Origin of the sequence: Legionella gresilensis (assembly GCF_900639865.1) — a bacterium.
GTDB lineage: Bacteria > Pseudomonadota > Gammaproteobacteria > Legionellales > Legionellaceae > Legionella_C > Legionella_C gresilensis.
In genome coordinates, this window is record NZ_CAAAHX010000002.1 from 166,461 (window position 1) to 184,756 (window position 18,296).

Here is an 18,296-nt window from a genome sequence, read left to right on the forward strand (position 1 = left end):
ATAAAATATTGCCTGAAATTTGCTTAAGCCGAAAAGAAAATGGAAAAAGTTATGCACAACTTATTCTTATTTCTTTTGTAGGTACTTAACTCATAATGAAATTTATTTAAGAAGGTGTTTTTATCTTAGTGGGTGTCATTACAAGTGTAGGCAGGTATCTATCCATAAACTGAAGATAATACTCTCATTTAGTTTATTCTTCTTTTTACAATAACTGCATCACTTACATTAGAAAAACCATGCACGTTTAAATGAAAGGTATCTATTTTAGCATGTAATTGACTTGAACTACCTCCGTCTAAATTAAGTGCATTAATACAATTAAGAGGGGGCGCTTTCATTAACTGAGCTAGTTCAGTTGTTGATAAGGGTGCATTTTCTGTGACAAGGATAATAATATAGCCATCAGCGGTAATGCCTAAGGCTGAGCGTTCGGCTCGGCCGGGCTTTAAGGGTGGTATTTGCCCATGAATTAATAAGCGTGGACCACTTTGAATAGCGAAATCAATTTGTTTATTTCGTCTGAATTGGCTGACATTACTTAAGTAAGCATTATTATTTTTAATATAAAAAACGCCCCACCAGCTGATTTGCTTCAATGGGCTTTGTAGTTTTTTATTATTAATTCTTAATCCCAGGGGATGAAAATTTTGATCAAAAAATCCTCCGTTAAGCGAAATAAGCGCTTTGCTGTGTTGGGCATATTCCTCAGCTGAGGCATGCTTCATGGCTAATTCTTTTGCCATAACTAAATCAAGTTCATTTGATTTTAAATCAACTCGAAAGGCATGAATATGGGACCAGGGTGAAAGATAACTAAAGTTTAAATCTTGATAAAATAAACCCGGGCCCAATTTTTGCCAGTTTTTAGCTGCAATTGCATAATTAAGCAAGATTATAATAAATAAAACCGTAAATATTGATTTTAAACCTTGCCTCAACCATTTTGTGATCACAATGGTTTGACTGGGCATCGTATTCTTGTATCCTTATTATTATTTTTTATTTTGGAATAGTTATGCAAAATTCATTAGAAAATATTACCAAAGTGCAACAAAAACCGGCAAGTGATTTGTCTAATCTTATGCAGGATATATTAGATCGAGCTCGCGCTCAAGGTGCTACTGATGCTGCCGTTTCAGTAAATCATGACAATGGCTTCTCTGTTGATGTACGAATGAATGATGTTGAAACAGTTGCATTCAATGAAGATAAAGGATTAAGTCTGGTTGTTTATATTGGCCATCGTAAAGGTGCTGCAAGTAGTACTGATACTTCTCCTAAAGCCTTAGACACGCTTGTTAAAGCAGCTTATGAAATTGCCAAAGTTAGCGCTGAAGATCCTTGCTTTGGTTTGGCTGATCGTGAATTATTAACCAATAAATATCCCGAACTCGACTTATATCATCCTTGGGATATTAACCCAACTCAAGCAATTGAAATGGCTTTAAATTGTGAGTCACATGCACTTGGTCTTGATCAACGAATAAAAAATTCAGATGGCGTTAATTTAGCTACTTATAGTTTTATCCATGGTTATGCAAATACGTATGGTGCTCTAGGTATTGTTAGTGGCACCAGGCATAGTATAAGTTGTTCCTTAATTGCGCAAGAAGGCGAGGCTATGCAGCGTGATTATGATTATACTACTGCACGTCTGGCAAGTGATTTAAGTTCATTACAGCATTTAGCTGAGAGTACTGTTGAGCGCACTGTGAGTCGTTTAGGGGCTAAGCAAGTTAAAACACAGAAAGCGCCAGTTTTATTTTCACCGCGTGTATCAAGCGGTATTCTATCAAGCCTAATTAATGCAATTAGTGGCTCAAATTTATATCGTAAAAACTCCTTTTTATTAGATGCACTAGATAAGCAAATTTTTCCTGTCAATATTAAAATTTATGAACAGCCCCACTTAATAAGAGGCTTAGGCAGTGCGCCTTTTGATGGTGAAGGGATTCCTACTCGTAACAATATTTTTGTTGAGGACGGCCGATTACGCCAATATGTACTTAGTAGTTATTCCGCCCGTCGTATGGGTTTAAAAACCACAGCTAATAGTAGTGGTGTTCATAATTTAACAGTAGATCCAACTGCAGGTGGTATAAACGATTTAATAAGGCAAATGAATAAGGGTCTATTAGTGACTGAATTGATGGGACAAGGAGTAAATGGTTTAACAGGTGATTACTCGCGCGGTGCTTCAGGTTTTTGGGTAGAAAATGGGGCTATCCAATTTCCAGTAGAAGAAATAACAATCGCTGGTAATTTAAAAGACATGTTTTTAAATATTCAAGCTGTAGGAAATGATATAAATCCAAACATTTCCACCCGTTGTGGTTCAATTTTAATTGATAGTATGACTGTTGCAGGTCATTAACATGAGTGAATAGAGCCCATTTTATTCATTGGAAAATGGGCTCTACCATCATTAATTGGATTAAATTAACAATTAACTATTTTAAAATGCATTAAAAAAACTTAGTTTTTGTCGCGGAAAATGATACGTCCTTTAGTCAAATCATAAGGTGTTAATTCAACTTTAACTTTGTCACCTGTTAAAATACGAATATAGTTTTTACGCATACGGCCAGAAATGTGTGCTGTAACAATATGACCATTTTCTAGCTCAACACGAAACATAGTATTTGGAAGCGTATCTACTACCGTACCAAGCATTTCAATATGATCTTCTTTTGCCATGAGGTCTCTCAAGTAAATTAAATAAAAAGGTAGATAGTGCCCTAAAATTAGAAAAATGGCAATCAAGCAAGGGGTTATTATAGTGCAAAATTATTTATTCAATAAAGTGCGGGTGTTATTGTTTTATAATAGATAAATTAAAACACTAGCTAAATATATGTGATTGAAAATGGATTTTTACCTATGAGCTTATTAAATCTATCACTCATATCTTATTGAATTTAAAAATAAAAAATATTTTTAACTTTTACCTCTACCCTAATACTTATATTTAAATAATTAGGTAACCTTTCCTTAAGATTAATATCATATAATAGTATTATATTTGTATTTAATGGTTAATTTTAATGCACGAAAAATTGATTTTTTTTAAGTATGATTCACTAGAACAAGAAGAATTATGGAAAAAAATTCTTGTTTTAAAGGAGCCTATAAAGCGATCGGAGTTAATTAAATTAATCCGAGGTTGGGGCCACTTTGTTCGCATGACTATGAACATAGTAGACCAGCAGAATACAGATCCTAATCAGTTAAATTTTTTATTAAAATTGCTTAATTTTCTTGGTAAAAAACCAGCAGACCCCTTGACTATCGAAAGCTGCCGCATTGAAATTTACAAAATTACAACAAAAGATGTACTAGAAAAAGTACTAGAAAAGTTACGTATTTCAGAACCAGATTTTGATGAAAAATCAGATTTTTTTGAATCTTTAATATTTATAACAGATGAAATTAACTTTTTTCACGAAGCAAGTCACCTTCTATGTCAAATGAACGTTGAGCTCAAGGAAGAAATGTCTAAAACAGTGGGTAATATAATTGAAGATGCTAGGAAAGCTATTTCAGAGAATTTTTCACTTGAGGAAAGAAAAAAGATTTTGCAGGAATGTGATTTAGCAATAGATGAAGAGCTCGTTAAGATAGAAGAAAGAATTAGTAAACGGTATTTTAATTTAGATAAATATTGTGTTAATCGCAAAGCTCATATGCAAAATTTACTTGTTAATTGGAGGCCACAAGGTAAATTCTTGGAGAATGGTGAAAAATTAAAGGAAGAAACCTGTGAGCAGATACGCCAGATGATAAGAAAAACAAAATTAGATTGTATGCATGTTTTTTTAGGTGGTGATAAAAAAGATGATAAAGAAAAAGCGAGGTGTTCGCTTTTTAGTCAGTTAGTTAAGGACATTCAAAAGCCTTATATTATTTTCTATGAGAAAATAGCAGAAGAACGTGATCCCATTTTGGCAGAGCTTCTGTCAATTAAGGCAGAAATGGAAAATATACACGCTGAAATACTTGCTAGAAACCCTAATCATTCTCACTTAGAATTTATTGATCAAGTTTGTTCAAAAATTGATGCTGCAAAAAAGGAATATACAGATACACTAATGGCAGCTACCAAGATCAATGAAACTAAACTAAATAGTATTACGAAGAATTGCGTAATTGAAGTAAAAGATATTGTTCAGAGCAATTTAGTTGTAAGTAAAATACCTGAGAAACCTAAACATTATTCTACGTTTGAAAGAATTTTAAGAGTGCTCCGAAGTTTGCTAGAGAGTCTAGGTAAGCTGCCTATTCAGCCTCACCCACATGCAACAAGTGTTCCTGTAGGAATACATATTCATTTTTTTGAAAAGTCACAACAAGCAATAGAAAAAGTAAATTCCCGTCTTGATAAAGTTTCTATATCTGAAAGCCCCGAACTAAGTTAGTTCAGGGTTTAAACTGAAAGCTTTTTTGGTTCTAAAATCGGAAATAGCGATTTGCGGATGTCGTATGGTTTAGTTCAAATTAATCTCGTTAAATTAAAATCCTTGCATATTAATGATTTTTGAATTTAACTGGCTACCAGACCCCTTTTTTAGTTGGATATTGTAAGGTTTGTTTTAATCTCTTTAAGAATTCTTGGCGAGCTACAACAATAGCGCCTAAACTTTGTAAATGCGGTGTCGATAGTTGGCAATCAATAAAGTCGAAATGCCAATCCATCAATAATTGGCATAAATAAAATAAAGCTATTTTCGAGGTGTCTCGCTCTTTATGAAACATAGACTCTCCAAAAAATGCTCTACCCAAACTTATCCCATATAAACCACCAACCAATTTATCAGCAGACCAAACTTCAACAGAATGCGCATAACCTAAACGATGTAATTCGATGTAGGCTTGTTGCATGTCAGAAGTAATCCAAGTATGTTGTTTTCGCTTATCAATAGTTGCGCAAGCATGAATGACTTGCTCAAAAGCCTTATCAAATGTAACTAAATAATTTTTTTTTAATGATTTTTTTAAGCTTCGCGATACTTTGAATTCTTGCGGAATAAGTAGTAAGCGTGGGTTAGGTGACCACCATAAAATAGGGTAATCATCATCAAACCACGGAAAAATACCTTGACTATACGCTGTCAACAATCGGCCGGGCGATAAATCTCCTCCAACTGCCAACAAACCTTGATCATCTGCCTTTTCAGGATCAGGAAAAGTATAGGATAAATCAATAATCGCCATTAAGAGCAATTAAAATAATTAGATTAATTTAAGTTTACATGAAGTTATATAAAAGTATTAAATTAAAAAATTTATTTAATTGGAATAAAGTCCTTTTTAATTAGCTACATCATCTAGATATTTCTCAGCATCAAGCGCTGCCATACAGCCAAAGCCTGCTGAAGTGATTGCTTGTCTGTAGACATGATCAGCAACATCACCACAGGCAAAAACACCTGGTATCGATGTTGCAGTTGCCATACCCTCAAGGCCAGAGCGAATAATTAAATAACCATCATTAGTCATATTTAATTGGTTTTTAAATAAGCTGGTATTAGGGTCGTGGCCGATAGCAATAAAAACGCCATCTACTTTAAGATGGTTTACACTATTATCTTGTAGATGACGTAAATTGACACCGGTCACTTTAAGCCCATCGCCTAAAACCTCTTCTAAGGTATGATTCCAAAATAAACGAATGTTACCAGTGCGGGCTTTTTCAAACAGCTTATCTTGCAAAATTTTCTCAGCCTTTAAACTGTCACGTCGATGAATTAAAGTAACCGATGCGGCAATGTTAGAGAGATAGAGTGCTTCTTCAACAGCCGTATTACCGCCACCAATAACACAGACATCTTTATTGCGATAGAAAAAGCCATCACATGTTGCACACGCTGAAACACCGCGACCTTGATAAGCTTTTTCAGATTCAAGTCCTAGATAACGTGCAGAAGCACCCGTTGCGATAATTAAAGCATCACAGGTGTAAGTGTCGCTATCACCTTGTAAAGTGAATGGTCTCTTATTTAAATCAGCTTCAATAATATGGTCAAAAATAATTTTTGTATCAAAGCGTTCAGCATGCTTTTGCATTCGCTCCATTAAGGCCGGGCCTTGTAAACCTTCAGGATCGCCAGGCCAATTATCAACTTCAGTTGTGGTTGTTAGCTGACCGCCTGGTTGCATACCAGTAATGATAACTGGACGAAGGTTAGCTCGAGCTGCATAAACAGCAGCAGTATAACCTGCCGGACCTGACCCTAATATAATTAGCTGATGATGGTAGTTACTGCTTGTCATTGCTTTCTTCTTTATAAAATATGTTATTATGCCAAATAGTATGATAGAAAAACATATTTTAAAATAGTTATGACAAAAAGAGACGCAAGTATTAAAACTAAAAATAATAAAAAAACGCTACCGGCGTTTCTTATCAAACGAATCAGTGAAGGGAGCTTTATTCTCCTTTTAACAGGTGTTTTATTTATCCTACTTTCTTTGTGTACTTATCATGTTACGGATCCTGGCTGGACTCACAAAACTAAAAATAATGTAGAGATAGCTAATGCTGGTGGCCATGTTGGTGCGTATATCGCTGATGCTTTATATTTTACTTTAGGTTATTGTTGCTTTTTTCTATCGATAGGTCTTCTTTACATTGCTTGGCTTGTTTTAAAAGAACAACGAATTATGCAATCTGTGAATAAGCATGTGCTTTTATTAAGATTTATTGGTTTTACTTTTGCCATTATTGGTGGCTGTGGTTTATTAAGTTTAGATGCGGTTATTGTTAATGCTAGTCATATTAGCAATGCAGGTGGCCTTTTGGGAAATTGGATTGCAAAAGGTTTTTATTATGCCTTAAATTTACAAGGTGCTTCTTTATTACTTTTAGCTATCGTGTTAGTCGGCGTAACATGGCTTACAGGCTTTTCTTGGTTAATGCTTTCAGAATCTATTGGTCTTTATACTTTAAGTGCTGGTAACTGGCTTATTTTAAAATTAAAAACCATGATAGTAAGCTTAACTCACTCTATTAAAGAGCTTATTAAATTTGATAAATCTAATGTACAACCAGTTAGGCAAGACAAACCACCTTCGCTTTCTATAAGAAGAGAGCCTGAGAGGAAAGAAAGGGCAGAAAAAACAATTCCTATTCTTATTTCTCCTACATCGCAAGCTGCGCCAATACCAGCGCTCAATGCAAATGAAAATTCATCGGCAGTAAATAATAAAGCTAACCCTTCAAAAGAAAAGAAAGCAAAATCGCCTATTGCAAGTGGATTGCCTTCATTAAGTTTGCTTGATAAAGGCCAAGTTGGTAAACCTTTAGGAGGATATACTCATCAGGAGTTAGAAAGTCTATCGCGTGAGGTAGAACAGCACCTATTAGATTTTGGAATTCAGGCAGATGTTGTTGCTGTGCATCCAGGACCTGTTATTACCCGTTTTGAATTGCAGTTAGCTGCAGGTATCAAAGTCAGTAAATTAACAGCATTAGCTAAAGATTTAGCACGCTCATTATCTGTGATTAGTGTTCGGGTTGTTGAAGTAATTCCCGGTAAAACGGTAGTAGGCCTTGAGTTACCTAATCAACATCGAGAAATTGTACGCCTTTCATCTGTATTATCAGCAGATGTTTATCAACATGCTATGTCACCGCTTACCTTAGCGTTAGGTGTTGATATTGCAGGTCATCCAATGATAGTTGATTTAGCAAAAATGCCTCACCTATTAGTTGCAGGTACCACGGGTTCAGGTAAATCTGTTGGTATTAATGCAATGATTTTAAGCTTATTATTTAAATCTAGCCCTGAACAAGTTCGCTTAATTATGATTGACCCTAAAATGCTGGAATTATCCGTTTATGATGGTATTCCGCATTTATTAACCCCTGTTGTAACAGATATGAAAGAAGCGGCTAGTGCCTTACGTTGGTGTGTCGCGGAAATGGAAAGACGATATCGGTTAATGGCTTCTATGGGTGTACGTAATTTAACGGGTTTTAATAATAAGGTAAATGAAGCTATTGAGAGAGGCGAGCCTTTAGCTGATCCCTTGTGGAAGCCAACTGATGGTGTAGATAGTAGTGCACCTTTATTACAGCCATTACCTTATATTGTTGTTGTTGTGGATGAACTTGCTGACATGATGATGGTTGTTGGTAAAAAAGTTGAGCAATTAATTGCTCGAATCGCACAAAAAGCACGTGCCGCAGGTATTCACTTAATTTTAGCTACGCAAAGACCTTCGGTTGATGTATTAACAGGTTTAATCAAGTCCAATATTCCTACACGAATGTCATTTCAAGTTTCTTCTAAAATTGACTCTCGTACTATCCTTGATCAGCAAGGTGCTGAACAATTATTAGGTCACGGCGACATGCTATACTTAGCTCCAGGTACAGGCGCGCCTCTACGCGTGCATGGCGCTTTTGTCGATGATAAAGAAGTGCATCGAATTGCTGATGATTGGCGCACACGTGGTGAACCTGATTACATTGATGAAATTACGCAAACGCTTGATAGTTCGGAGGGTGGGGTTGGTGATGATGGTCAAGAAACCGAAGATACAGATCCGTTGTATGATCAAGCGGTAGAATTTATTATACAAACTCGTAAGGCGAGTATCTCTTCGGTACAGCGTCGTTTTAAAATAGGTTATAACCGTGCTGCTCGTTTAGTAGAAGAAATGGAGCGTACAGGAATTGTTGGACCCTTAGATGGTGGCTATAGAGATGTTCTTGTATCAGCCGTACCTGATGAATAAAGAGGAAAAATATGAAAAAAATAATCATTTTAGCGTTAATTACTTGCCTAACTAGTGTTTGGGCGCAAACACCTGCTGAGGAAGTACAAGCTAAATTAAATGCAATCCGTAGTATGAGTGCAGGTTTTGATCAAATTGTAACCGCTGGTAAGCGTGAAGTTTCACAATCTTCAGGTAAAATGGCTCTGGTTAGACCAGGTCGGTTTCGCTGGGAAACCCAAAGTCCTTTAGAACAACTTGTTATTGCTGATAGTAAACGTCTCTGGGTTTACGATATAGATTTAGAGCAGGTAACTGTTAAAAAACAAGAATCAGGTTTAGGTGGAACCCCTGGCCTTTTTTTAAGCGGTTATGATGATAGCGTGACTCGCGACTTTGATGTGACAACAAAAGATAAAAAGGGAGTAAGAACTTATATCTTAAAAGCTAAGTCACCGAAAGAAAATTTTCAAACGGTACAGTTAACATTTAAGGGTGATGCACTAAGTGTCATTGAGTTTTTTGATCAACTTGGCCAACACACGATTGTTACATTAAAAAATGTAGAAACCAATCCGTCCTTGGCAACGAAGTTATTTCAATTTAAACCGCCTAAGGGTGTCGATGTTGTTGAGCAATAAATAAAAATGGAACAATTCATACCATTAGCGGAGCAATTAAGGCCTAAGCATTGGGATGAAGTCATTGGACAGACACACCTATTAGGGCCAGGTAAACCCTTACGTTTAGCATTTGTTTCTGGTAAGCCTTATTCTATGATTTTCTGGGGCCCACCTGGTGTTGGTAAAACGACATTAGCAAGATTAAGTGCTGAAGCTTTTGATTGTGAATGGATAGCGCTGTCGGCAGTATTAGCCGGAGTAAAAGATATTCGAGCAGCGGTTGAGCAGGCGCAAGTTAATTTAACCTATCACCGCCAAACATTGCTTTTTATCGATGAAATCCATCGTTTTAATAAATCACAACAAGATGCCTTATTGCCTTATACTGAATCAGGTTTATTAACTTTTATAGGTGCAACAACAGAGAATCCTTCTTTTGAAGTTAATTCCGCCTTACTCTCTAGAGCACAAGTTTACGTACTTAAGCCTCTGGCAGACGAAGAACTTAGTTTGTTAATACAAAGAGCGCGAGAAAAGGTTTTTCCTGATCTTCAATTTGAAACCAAAGCATTAGATTTCATTATCCATTATGCTGATGGCGATGCACGTCGACTTCTTAATCTTTTAGAGCAAATTAATACAGCCGCAAAAATGGAAGGTATTAATGATGTAACATTGTCTTTTTTACAGAATGTTTTAGCGCCAAGTGGCCGCCGCTTTGATAAAGGCGGAGAAAATTTTTATGATCAAATTTCTGCTCTACATAAATCAGTTCGTGGCTCAAATCCTGATGCTGCTCTCTATTGGCTAACTCGCATGCTTGATGGTGGTGTTGATGCTCGCTATTTAGCAAGGCGAATTATACGAATGGCATGGGAAGATATAGGGCTTGCTGATCCACGTGCCATGCAATTAGCAAATGATGCCGCATTAACTTATGAACGATTAGGGACGCCTGAAGGTGAGCTTGCTTTGGCTGAAGCTGTTATTTATCTTGCTTTAGCGCCGAAAAGTAATGCTGCTTACCTAGCATACAAGCAAGCACTCGATTTTGTAAAAAAAGATAAATCGCGCGAAGTTCCTTATCATCTTCGTAATGCACCCACTGCTTTGATGGATAAATTAGGATATGGTCACCAGTATCGTTATGCCCATGATGAACCCTTTGGTTATGCAGCTGGTGAGACTTATTTACCCGAAGGACTTAAGAGTCTTAAGTGGTATAAACCAGTTGATAGAGGCTTAGAAGTCAAACTCAATGAAAAGATGGCTTTTTTAAGATCACTAGATAACGAATATAAACAGAAAAATAATAAATCAAAAAAATAAATTCTCTTACCTAGCCATGCGCTTAAATATCCGATAACTTATCAATAGTGGCTTTAAAGTTAAGCTACTTCTTGATATGGCTGATTTCTGGATTCCGCGAACAAGTCGCGGAACGTAGGGAGAAGTGTGGGTAGATTGGGCTAAGCACAGTGCAGCCCAACAGTTTTAGTCTTAGGGCGTGAAGTTTAATCATAATTTGTTGGACTGCACTCTCCTTAGATAGCTTCCTCTAAATAGGCACCTTTTTCCTACCTACGTCCCGCGGCTTGTCCGCGGGATCCAGCAGGTAAGTTAGGCTAAACGCAGTGCAGACCAATAAGCATAAATAGTCTGCTTTATAACTGAAAAAGTGTGAAGGGTTTAACGTATGTTAACTTATAAAGGATAATAATAAATTAGGGATGAATAACTTACACCATGAAATATGCCAGCGTCTTCCTTGTGGTCTAGTGGTTATTAATGCGCAAGGTGTAGTTATATGGTTTAATCATATCGCCGAGGATTTACTGGGAAATGAACTAGAAGGCGCTATATGGTCAGATGTTATTAAGCGCTCTTTTGCTCCTAAAGAAGATGATGGCTATGAAGTATCTTTAGTAGATGGTCGACGAATTAGTGTAGCTATTTCCTCATTAAATAGCCTGCCAGGTGAGCTAGTAACTTTAACCGATTTTACAACCACAAGGCAATATGAAGAAGAAAAAGCTGAATATGGACGCTTTTTAGCTTTAGGCAGAATGACAGCTCAACTTGCCCATCAGATTCGTACGCCCTTATCCTCAGCAATGCTTTATACAGAGCATTTATTAAATTCAACTAAAGCACAAGAAGAGCGAACAGCTAAATGGATAAAGTTAATTCAAGATTGTCACACTAGTATTGAAAAACAAGTTCAAAATCTATTGTCTTTTGCGCGCGGCGAAGCCATTGAACTTGCAAATGTTAGTGTTGTTGAATGGGGAAGAGAATTAGAAAAAAGAATTTATTCTTTAGCGCTACCACCAACTTTAAAGTTAGTTATTGACAATCAACTTCAAACAGGCTCTTATTGTTTACATACTGAATCCCTAATAGGAGCAGTTTTAAATCTCATTACAAATGCAATTCAGGCTGGTGCAAATTGTATTGAAGTGGCACTGAGTTATATTAAAAATAATTTAATAATCAATATTAAGGATAATGGCTGTGGAATGACTGAATCCGTAAAAGCGCAGGCATTTGCTCCATTTTTCACAACAAAAGCAGAAGGAACCGGTTTAGGATTAGCTGTAGTAAAAGCGGTGGTAAGAGCCCATCATGGTGATATTAGTCTTGAGTCTTCTCCAGGGCAGGGATGTTGTATAAATATAAGTCTTACTCAATAGATTTCCAAAGAAGTCTAAAAGTTTTTTAAGGCGCTATTTGCCACAACATTAATAAAAGGAATATCAATGATGAATGGCGTATTAATTGTAGAAGATGATCCTGTTTTACGTGAAGCACTTGCTGAAACAATGAGTTTAGCAGGGCACTCTTATTTGGCTGCTAAAGATGGTAAAGAAGCATTAGCAATGCTAGAAAAATACAGCCCGGCGGTTGTGCTTACAGACATACGCATGGATAAGCTTGATGGCCAACAATTACTTAGTGAAATTCAGCGTCGCGCACCAGGTATGCCTGTTATTTTAATGACTGCTTATGGATCAGTTGAGGATGCTGTAAAAGCCATGCAACAAGGCGCTGTTGATTATCTAGAGAAACCATTTAGTGCACATAAACTTACTGAGAAAATTAACCTCTATATTGGTGCTACTTCCGGTGAAGAGGATAATGAACCTATTGCCAAAGATCCTAAAAGCCAAGCTTTACTTTCTATGGCCCTGCGTGTTGCTCAATCTGATGTCGGTGTGATGATTACAGGTGAGAGTGGGACAGGTAAAGAGGTACTTGCCCATTTCATTCATGATCATTCTGTGCGCAGGCAACAACCGTTTATTGCAATTAATTGTGCAGCAATCCCAGAGCAGATGCTTGAAGCAACTTTGTTTGGTTATGAAAAGGGTTCCTTTACGGGCGCTTATAAATCAACACCTGGAAAATTTGAGCAAGCACAAGGCGGTACAATTTTATTAGATGAAGTAAGTGAAATGAGTTTAAGTTTGCAGGCGAAACTGCTGCGTGTTATTCAAGAAAAAGAAGTTGAACGTATTGGTGCCAATAAGCTTATCAACTTAGATGTTCGAATACTAGCCACCAGTAATAGAGAATTAATAGAAGAAGTAAAATTAGGACGCTTTCGTGAGGACTTATATTATCGTTTGAATATTTTTCCACTACATTGGTTACCCCTAAGAGAGCGAATATGTGATATTATACCGTTGGCAAATTATCTGATTCGTCGTCACTGCAAAGGAAAATCATTAAGAATTCCTTTATTAAGTGAAGAGGCTATTCAATTGCTTTTAAGTTATTCTTGGCCAGGAAATGCCAGAGAATTAGACAATGTAATACAGCGGGCCTTGGTGTTACAAACAAATGGTATAATAAACCCTACTCATTTACAGTTGTCAACGTTAGGAACAGTTAAGCCTACGTTATTTGATGGTATTAAAATGAAAAATTTACAAGAACATGAGTTTGATGTCATTGCTCAAACTTTAAAAGCGCATGGGGGCAATCGCCAACAGGCAGCTGCAATTTTAGGAGTAAGTGAGCGTACCTTACGCTATAAATTAGCAAAAATGAGGGAAGAAGGTTATGTTGTTTAATCAAGAGCTTATTTTAATAAATAGTCTAGGCTCAAGGAGTGCCTAGGCTATATTTCTTTATAATTTATTTACTATGTTTCCAAGTTTAAAATCGTTTTTATCTAAATTTTTCAAACGTTGTTGGCTGATTTTTGCAGTTTGTATTATTGCTGGCGCTTTAATATCTAGTCTTTTTCGGGCTTTAACACCTTGGGCTAAACAATATAAACCGCAGCTGGAACAGCGTTTGACCACTCTACTAGGTGAGCCTGTTACGATTCAACGAATGGAAACAAGCTGGTTTTGGTTTGAACCCGTCATTAAATTAAAAAATATTAATGTTCAAAGTGCTCATAAAATCATTCACTTAAAAAAATTATTAGTGGGCATTAACCTTTTTGAATCACTTTGGCATTGGCAATTACAGCCAGGAATTTTATATGTTGAAGATCTTAACTTAACTTTACGTCAGTTAAATGATCAATGGCAAGTTGAAGGTTTAACAAATATTAATAAAGGTAATACAGTTCTTAGTAATGTTGCACATGCGCCTATTTTAGCGTGGATCTTTGAACAAAAGAAAATTATTATTAAAAATCTTAACTTACAAGTTTATTTACATGATAAAACGCTTTTACCCTTAAGGCACTTTAACTTAACAATTACCAATCAATCTGGCCAATATGCCATTAAAGGAAATGCTTACTTAGCTCAAAAGCCTCTTACGTCTTTTAAATTATTAGCAAAAATGCAGCTGGATCCCTATAAATTAAATAAAGCACAAGGGCAGGCTTTTTTTGCTGTAAAGCACTTACAACTTACTCAGTGGGATGTATTTTTACCGCCGACAAGGACGCAGATAAAAAATGGAAAAGCAAATCTTTTATTATGGCTTGATTGGCAAGCTGGGCGCCTAAAACAAATTCAAAGCAAAGTTGAGTTAAAGAAATTAGCATGGCTTGATAAACAAACTCAAGTCGAACAAAATCTTCCTTATTTTACAGCGAATTTAGCTTTAAAACCTACAGAATTGGGCTGGCAGTTTGCTGGAAATAATATAAAAATGCAATTAGAGGATGTAAAGTGGCCTGATAATGAATTCTTAATTAATTATAAGCGTAATGATCAAACCTTTGATATCTATGTTAAAAATCTTATCTTAGAATCATTATTACCCATCGTTCCTAGTTGGCCTAATCAATTTAATCCAATGCTTGCTGTTAGGCCGCAGGGTTCTTTACAAGATACACGACTTACATTAAAAAACTATGAGCCTTTATTGCTGTTAACTAAATTTAATCATTTAGGTTGGCTAGCTCAGAAATCAATACCTGGAATACAAAACTTAGCAGGTTATTTATATTGGACACCGAATGAGGGTAGCTTAAAGCTTGATAGTCATCAGCTAACTGTAAACTTTCTTGCGAAGCCTCCCATTGAACTTAGTCAATTAAACAGCTCTCTTAATTGGCAATCTTTAGCTCAGAATTTGCAAGTGAATTTAGAGCATTTCGTATTAACCAGGCCAGATTTAAAAGTCAATGCTGAAGGAAATATAAGCAATATCACTAAGCAGTCAACGGGACAGGTTAATTTGAATGCACAAGTAGTTGCTGATAATGCAGAGCAATGGTTGCAATACCTGCCTGCAAAATATTTGAAACACAGATTAGATTTGTGGCTTAAACAGGATATTAAGCAGATAAAACAAATGATCGCCGAAGTATCTATTCATGGTTTAGCATCTGATTTTCCTTTTGATGGTAAACCGGGTGAATTTACAATTAAAAGCTATATAGATGGAATGGATTTACGTTTTGCACCACATTGGCCTTTACTTAGTGATATTCAAGGTTATTTAAATATAAATAAACGTTTACTTGCGGCTAATATTAAACAAGCTAAAACAAACAATATCATCATCAAAGATGCTAATTTACAAATACCTGATGTTGGCTTAGATAAAGAGGCATTATTGGTAAGAACAACAATTAATACCACTGCTGATAGAGCGTTAGCTTACGTTCGTTCCTCACCATTAAAGCAAAAATTATCAGCTTTAAAGATATTACAGATGAGTGGGGAGATAGATCTAGATTTGCAATTAGAAGTTCCTTTTTACACCTTACCAGGTCATGATCATGTGTTAGTACTGGGCAATTTAGTTTTTAATAAAGACCAGGTGGCAGTAAATCATATTATTAATAATATTAAATTAGATAATCTAGAAGGCTCCTTACAATTTGATGAAAAAGGTATTTTAAATAGCAGCCTTAATGCCGCTATCATGAATTATCCAATTAATTTAGTCATTCAATCGGTTCGCAATCCTAATCCGTATACAGAAATAAAAATTAAAGCGACTACGACGAGTGATGTTTTAAGAGAAAAATTTAAATTAACATGGCTTTCATTATTAGAAGGTGAAGTAGACTTAGAAGGTATTTTAACGCTGACCAATGATCCTAACGATCTTGATCATTTGCAAATTAAAACCTCACTTTTAGGTATGGCAATTAATCTCCCATCACCAGTAGGAAAAGCAGCTTCAGCCTTAGCGCCGCTAACAATTGACGTTAACTTTAATCCACAAAAAGCGTTACGTTTACGTATTGCCTATGACAACAAACTTAATAGTGATCTGTGGTTCTCCTGGTTAAATAATCAATTTCTTTTAGAAAGAGGAGAGATTCGATTAGGTCAGGGTCAAGCCTTTTGGCGTGAACGTTCAGGCGTACAAATAATAGGTACCCTAGACACGTTTAATCTAGAGCAGTGGAAAAATGCATTAGCAAATATATCTTTTGATAATAAAAGTGCTAATAGTATTCCTATTAATTCAATTAATCTTTTATTAAAACAAGCAATATTAGGTAGTCAAAACTATCCTAATTTAAAAATAGAGGCTACAAAGGTAAATAATAGCGAATGGGCTATAGGGTTAAATCAACAAAAAATAGCTGCTAAATTACGTTATCAACTAAGAAATAATAACTTAAGCGGTACTATCGCTAGATTAAAAATTGATAAAACTTCATCACCACAAACTAATCATTTATCTTCTATCAAAATAAAACAAGTTCCAAATTTAAATTTAATTATTGAAGAATTACAATTCAATGGCCTAAATTTAGGTAGAGCAGCTATTAAAGCAATAGTCAAAGACGATGTCTTGCATATAGATACTTTTAATTTAAAAACACCGGAGTATGCTTTACAAGCTCAGGGCGACTGGCAGCAAACAGCAAAAAGTAATTTAACTAGTATGCAAGGATCGGTCTATATTAATAATTTAGCCCAGGCCTTGCACCGTTTTAAAATAAGTCCTGTTGTTGAAGCACGTCAAGGCAAGTTAAATTTTAAAGGGCATTGGCCCGGTGGTTTTCAGGATTTTTCCTTACAACACCTTAAAGCAGATTTATCCATTTACTTTAAAAATGGTCGTATTACAAATCTAAGCCCAGAAACAGAAGAAAAATTAGGCGTTGGGAAACTGTTAAGTGTTTTAAGTTTGCAAACGATCCCGCGACGCTTAAAATTAGATTTTAGTGATTTAGCGCAAGATGGTTATAGTTTTGATGAATACAGAGGCATGTTTGAAATTCATGATGGCATTATGTCTACCGAGCAAAGCCATATCGACGGGCCAGTAGCTTATGCAAGTATGAAAGGTAACCTTGATATTATTAATCAACGTTATAATCTAGATTTAGAAATTGTGCCACACATCACTGCAAGTTTACCTATTGTTGCCACCATTGCTGGTGGACCTGTTATTGGTATGGCGACTTGGGTAGCAAGTAAGATCATAAATCACGGTATGCAGAAGATAAGTGGCTATACTTATAAAATTTCGGGGCCATGGAAATCGCCTGTGGTAGAACAAATGAGTATTAAGAAAGTGAATTTAGCGTATAGCAAATTAATCCAGTAAAACTAACTAATCCTTTATTCTAAATTTGCATCAGATAAAATCTTAAAAATAATTAATAGTTTTTCTCAAGGAAATGGCTAAGCTTGGTATAAATTAGTTAAACCTTTTTATTGTAAACAACGCTAATTTATATAAAGTAATCAATACATGACTTGTGCCAATTTAATTGTTGGCCTAAACTTGTTCTTAATATTGCTGATGTAATTTATAGATACCTCTTTCAAACATTAAAGGTATATAAAGTGACTGACTTCAGTAAGTTAAGTCTTCTTTATCTTTTATATTTTTATATCTGACACAAAGATTTTTAATAAACAAAATGAGTCGCTGATATATTTATAAGTGTTTTTATTGATTGACTTAAAAGGCGTTAAGTTGAAATAAATTAATGCCATTAATAAATGGGAATGGTACTACTATGTGGGGCATCCTTTTAAAGCGCTATTGGCAAGTTACCATTTTGAAAGAAACGCCAGCAAATACACCTTATTCTTTCTTTTTATTAAGTTTAGTTACCTTACTTTATCTAATTATTTTAGTTACTCAATGGACAATAGCAGATGTAAAAGGCACTTATACTCTCACAAATTCTATCTTAACAGGCATATCTCTTTTGCTATCTTTCGGTGTTTTTACAAAAATAATTCTCTATTTATATAAAAAAGGTAATCGATTTGCACAAACAGTGACATCATTATTAATGAGTAACTTAATTATTCATTGCTTAGCTTTTCCTCTGTTATTTATGACTGCTTATTTCTTGCAGGCTGATTTCAAGCAAACCCATATGTTATTATTCACATTTATTTATATAATGAGCACTCTAATTTTAAGTATTTGGCAGTTTATAGCTATAACACATATCTATCGGTGTGCTTTAGAATTGAGTTTTTTCCCGGCGATGTTAGTTAGTGTTGGCTTGCTAGCAACTAATATTTTAACTGTTTCAATTTGGCGATGAGA

The 18,296-nt window shown here is 35.5% G+C and carries 13 protein-coding genes; 9 read left to right on the forward strand and 4 right to left on the reverse strand.

What is annotated here, in order from left to right:
• Window positions 1–188 precede the first annotated feature (188 nt).
• Window positions 189–974 carry a phosphodiester glycosidase family protein gene (locus tag E1P04_RS02575; protein WP_131781364.1) on the reverse strand — a complete coding sequence of 262 codons (786 nt, stop codon included), beginning with the start codon at window positions 972–974 and terminating at the stop codon, window positions 189–191.
• A gap of 44 nt (window positions 975–1,018) precedes the next feature.
• Between E1P04_RS02575 and pmbA the strand changes: the two genes are divergently transcribed.
• On the forward strand, window positions 1,019–2,377 hold the full coding sequence (gene pmbA / locus E1P04_RS02580) for a metalloprotease PmbA (RefSeq protein ID WP_131781365.1): 1,359 nt from the start codon (window positions 1,019–1,021) through the stop codon (window positions 2,375–2,377).
• A gap of 101 nt (window positions 2,378–2,478) precedes the next feature.
• Here pmbA and infA read toward each other — a convergent pair whose 3' ends face one another.
• The gene (gene infA / locus E1P04_RS02585; protein WP_094090461.1) at window positions 2,479–2,700 is read right to left on the reverse strand and encodes a translation initiation factor IF-1; all 222 of its coding nucleotides are present in this window, start codon (window positions 2,698–2,700) and stop codon (window positions 2,479–2,481) included.
• Window positions 2,701–3,047: 347 nt separating this feature from the next.
• On the opposite strand from infA, the gene E1P04_RS02590 reads away from it, so the two are divergent.
• Complete coding sequence (locus E1P04_RS02590) at window positions 3,048–4,418, forward strand: hypothetical protein (RefSeq protein ID WP_131781366.1); 1,371 nt, start codon at window positions 3,048–3,050, stop codon at window positions 4,416–4,418.
• A gap of 133 nt (window positions 4,419–4,551) precedes the next feature.
• Here E1P04_RS02590 and aat read toward each other — a convergent pair whose 3' ends face one another.
• Entirely contained in the window at window positions 4,552–5,214 is a 663-nt protein-coding gene (aat, locus tag E1P04_RS02595; protein ID WP_131781367.1) for a leucyl/phenylalanyl-tRNA--protein transferase, read from the reverse strand.
• 96 nt (window positions 5,215–5,310) lie between these two features.
• The gene (gene trxB / locus E1P04_RS02600; RefSeq protein ID WP_131781368.1) at window positions 5,311–6,273 is read right to left on the reverse strand and encodes a thioredoxin-disulfide reductase; all 963 of its coding nucleotides are present in this window, start codon (window positions 6,271–6,273) and stop codon (window positions 5,311–5,313) included.
• A gap of 69 nt (window positions 6,274–6,342) precedes the next feature.
• Here trxB and E1P04_RS02605 point away from each other — a divergent pair, with 69 nt between their 5' ends.
• The 7 genes from E1P04_RS02605 to E1P04_RS02635 all read left to right on the forward strand — a co-directional run bounded on the left by E1P04_RS02605 (window position 6,343) and on the right by E1P04_RS02635 (window position 18,294).
• The gene (locus E1P04_RS02605) at window positions 6,343–8,742 is read left to right on the forward strand and encodes a DNA translocase FtsK (protein WP_131781369.1); all 2,400 of its coding nucleotides are present in this window, start codon (window positions 6,343–6,345) and stop codon (window positions 8,740–8,742) included.
• Between the two features lie 11 nt (window positions 8,743–8,753).
• Window positions 8,754–9,362 (forward strand): outer membrane lipoprotein periplasmic chaperone LolA, encoded by a 609-nt coding sequence (gene lolA, locus E1P04_RS02610; RefSeq protein WP_131781370.1) that lies wholly within the window; start codon window positions 8,754–8,756, stop codon window positions 9,360–9,362.
• Window positions 9,363–9,368: 6 nt separating this feature from the next.
• Window positions 9,369–10,673: a replication-associated recombination protein A gene (locus E1P04_RS02615; protein ID WP_131781371.1), complete on the forward strand. Its 1,305-nt coding sequence runs from the start codon at window positions 9,369–9,371 to the stop codon at window positions 10,671–10,673.
• A gap of 401 nt (window positions 10,674–11,074) precedes the next feature.
• Window positions 11,075–12,037: a sensor histidine kinase gene (locus E1P04_RS02620; RefSeq protein WP_131781372.1), complete on the forward strand. Its 963-nt coding sequence runs from the start codon at window positions 11,075–11,077 to the stop codon at window positions 12,035–12,037.
• Between the two features lie 66 nt (window positions 12,038–12,103).
• Window positions 12,104–13,420 (forward strand): sigma-54-dependent transcriptional regulator, encoded by a 1,317-nt coding sequence (locus tag E1P04_RS02625; protein WP_282433090.1) that lies wholly within the window; start codon window positions 12,104–12,106, stop codon window positions 13,418–13,420.
• Window positions 13,421–13,493: 73 nt separating this feature from the next.
• Complete coding sequence (locus E1P04_RS02630) at window positions 13,494–17,333, forward strand: YhdP family protein (protein WP_131781373.1); 3,840 nt, start codon at window positions 13,494–13,496, stop codon at window positions 17,331–17,333.
• Window positions 17,334–17,721: 388 nt separating this feature from the next.
• Window positions 17,722–18,294, forward strand: a complete 573-nt coding sequence (locus tag E1P04_RS02635; RefSeq protein WP_131781374.1) for a hypothetical protein — start codon at window positions 17,722–17,724, stop codon at window positions 18,292–18,294.
• Window positions 18,295–18,296 lie beyond the last annotated feature (2 nt).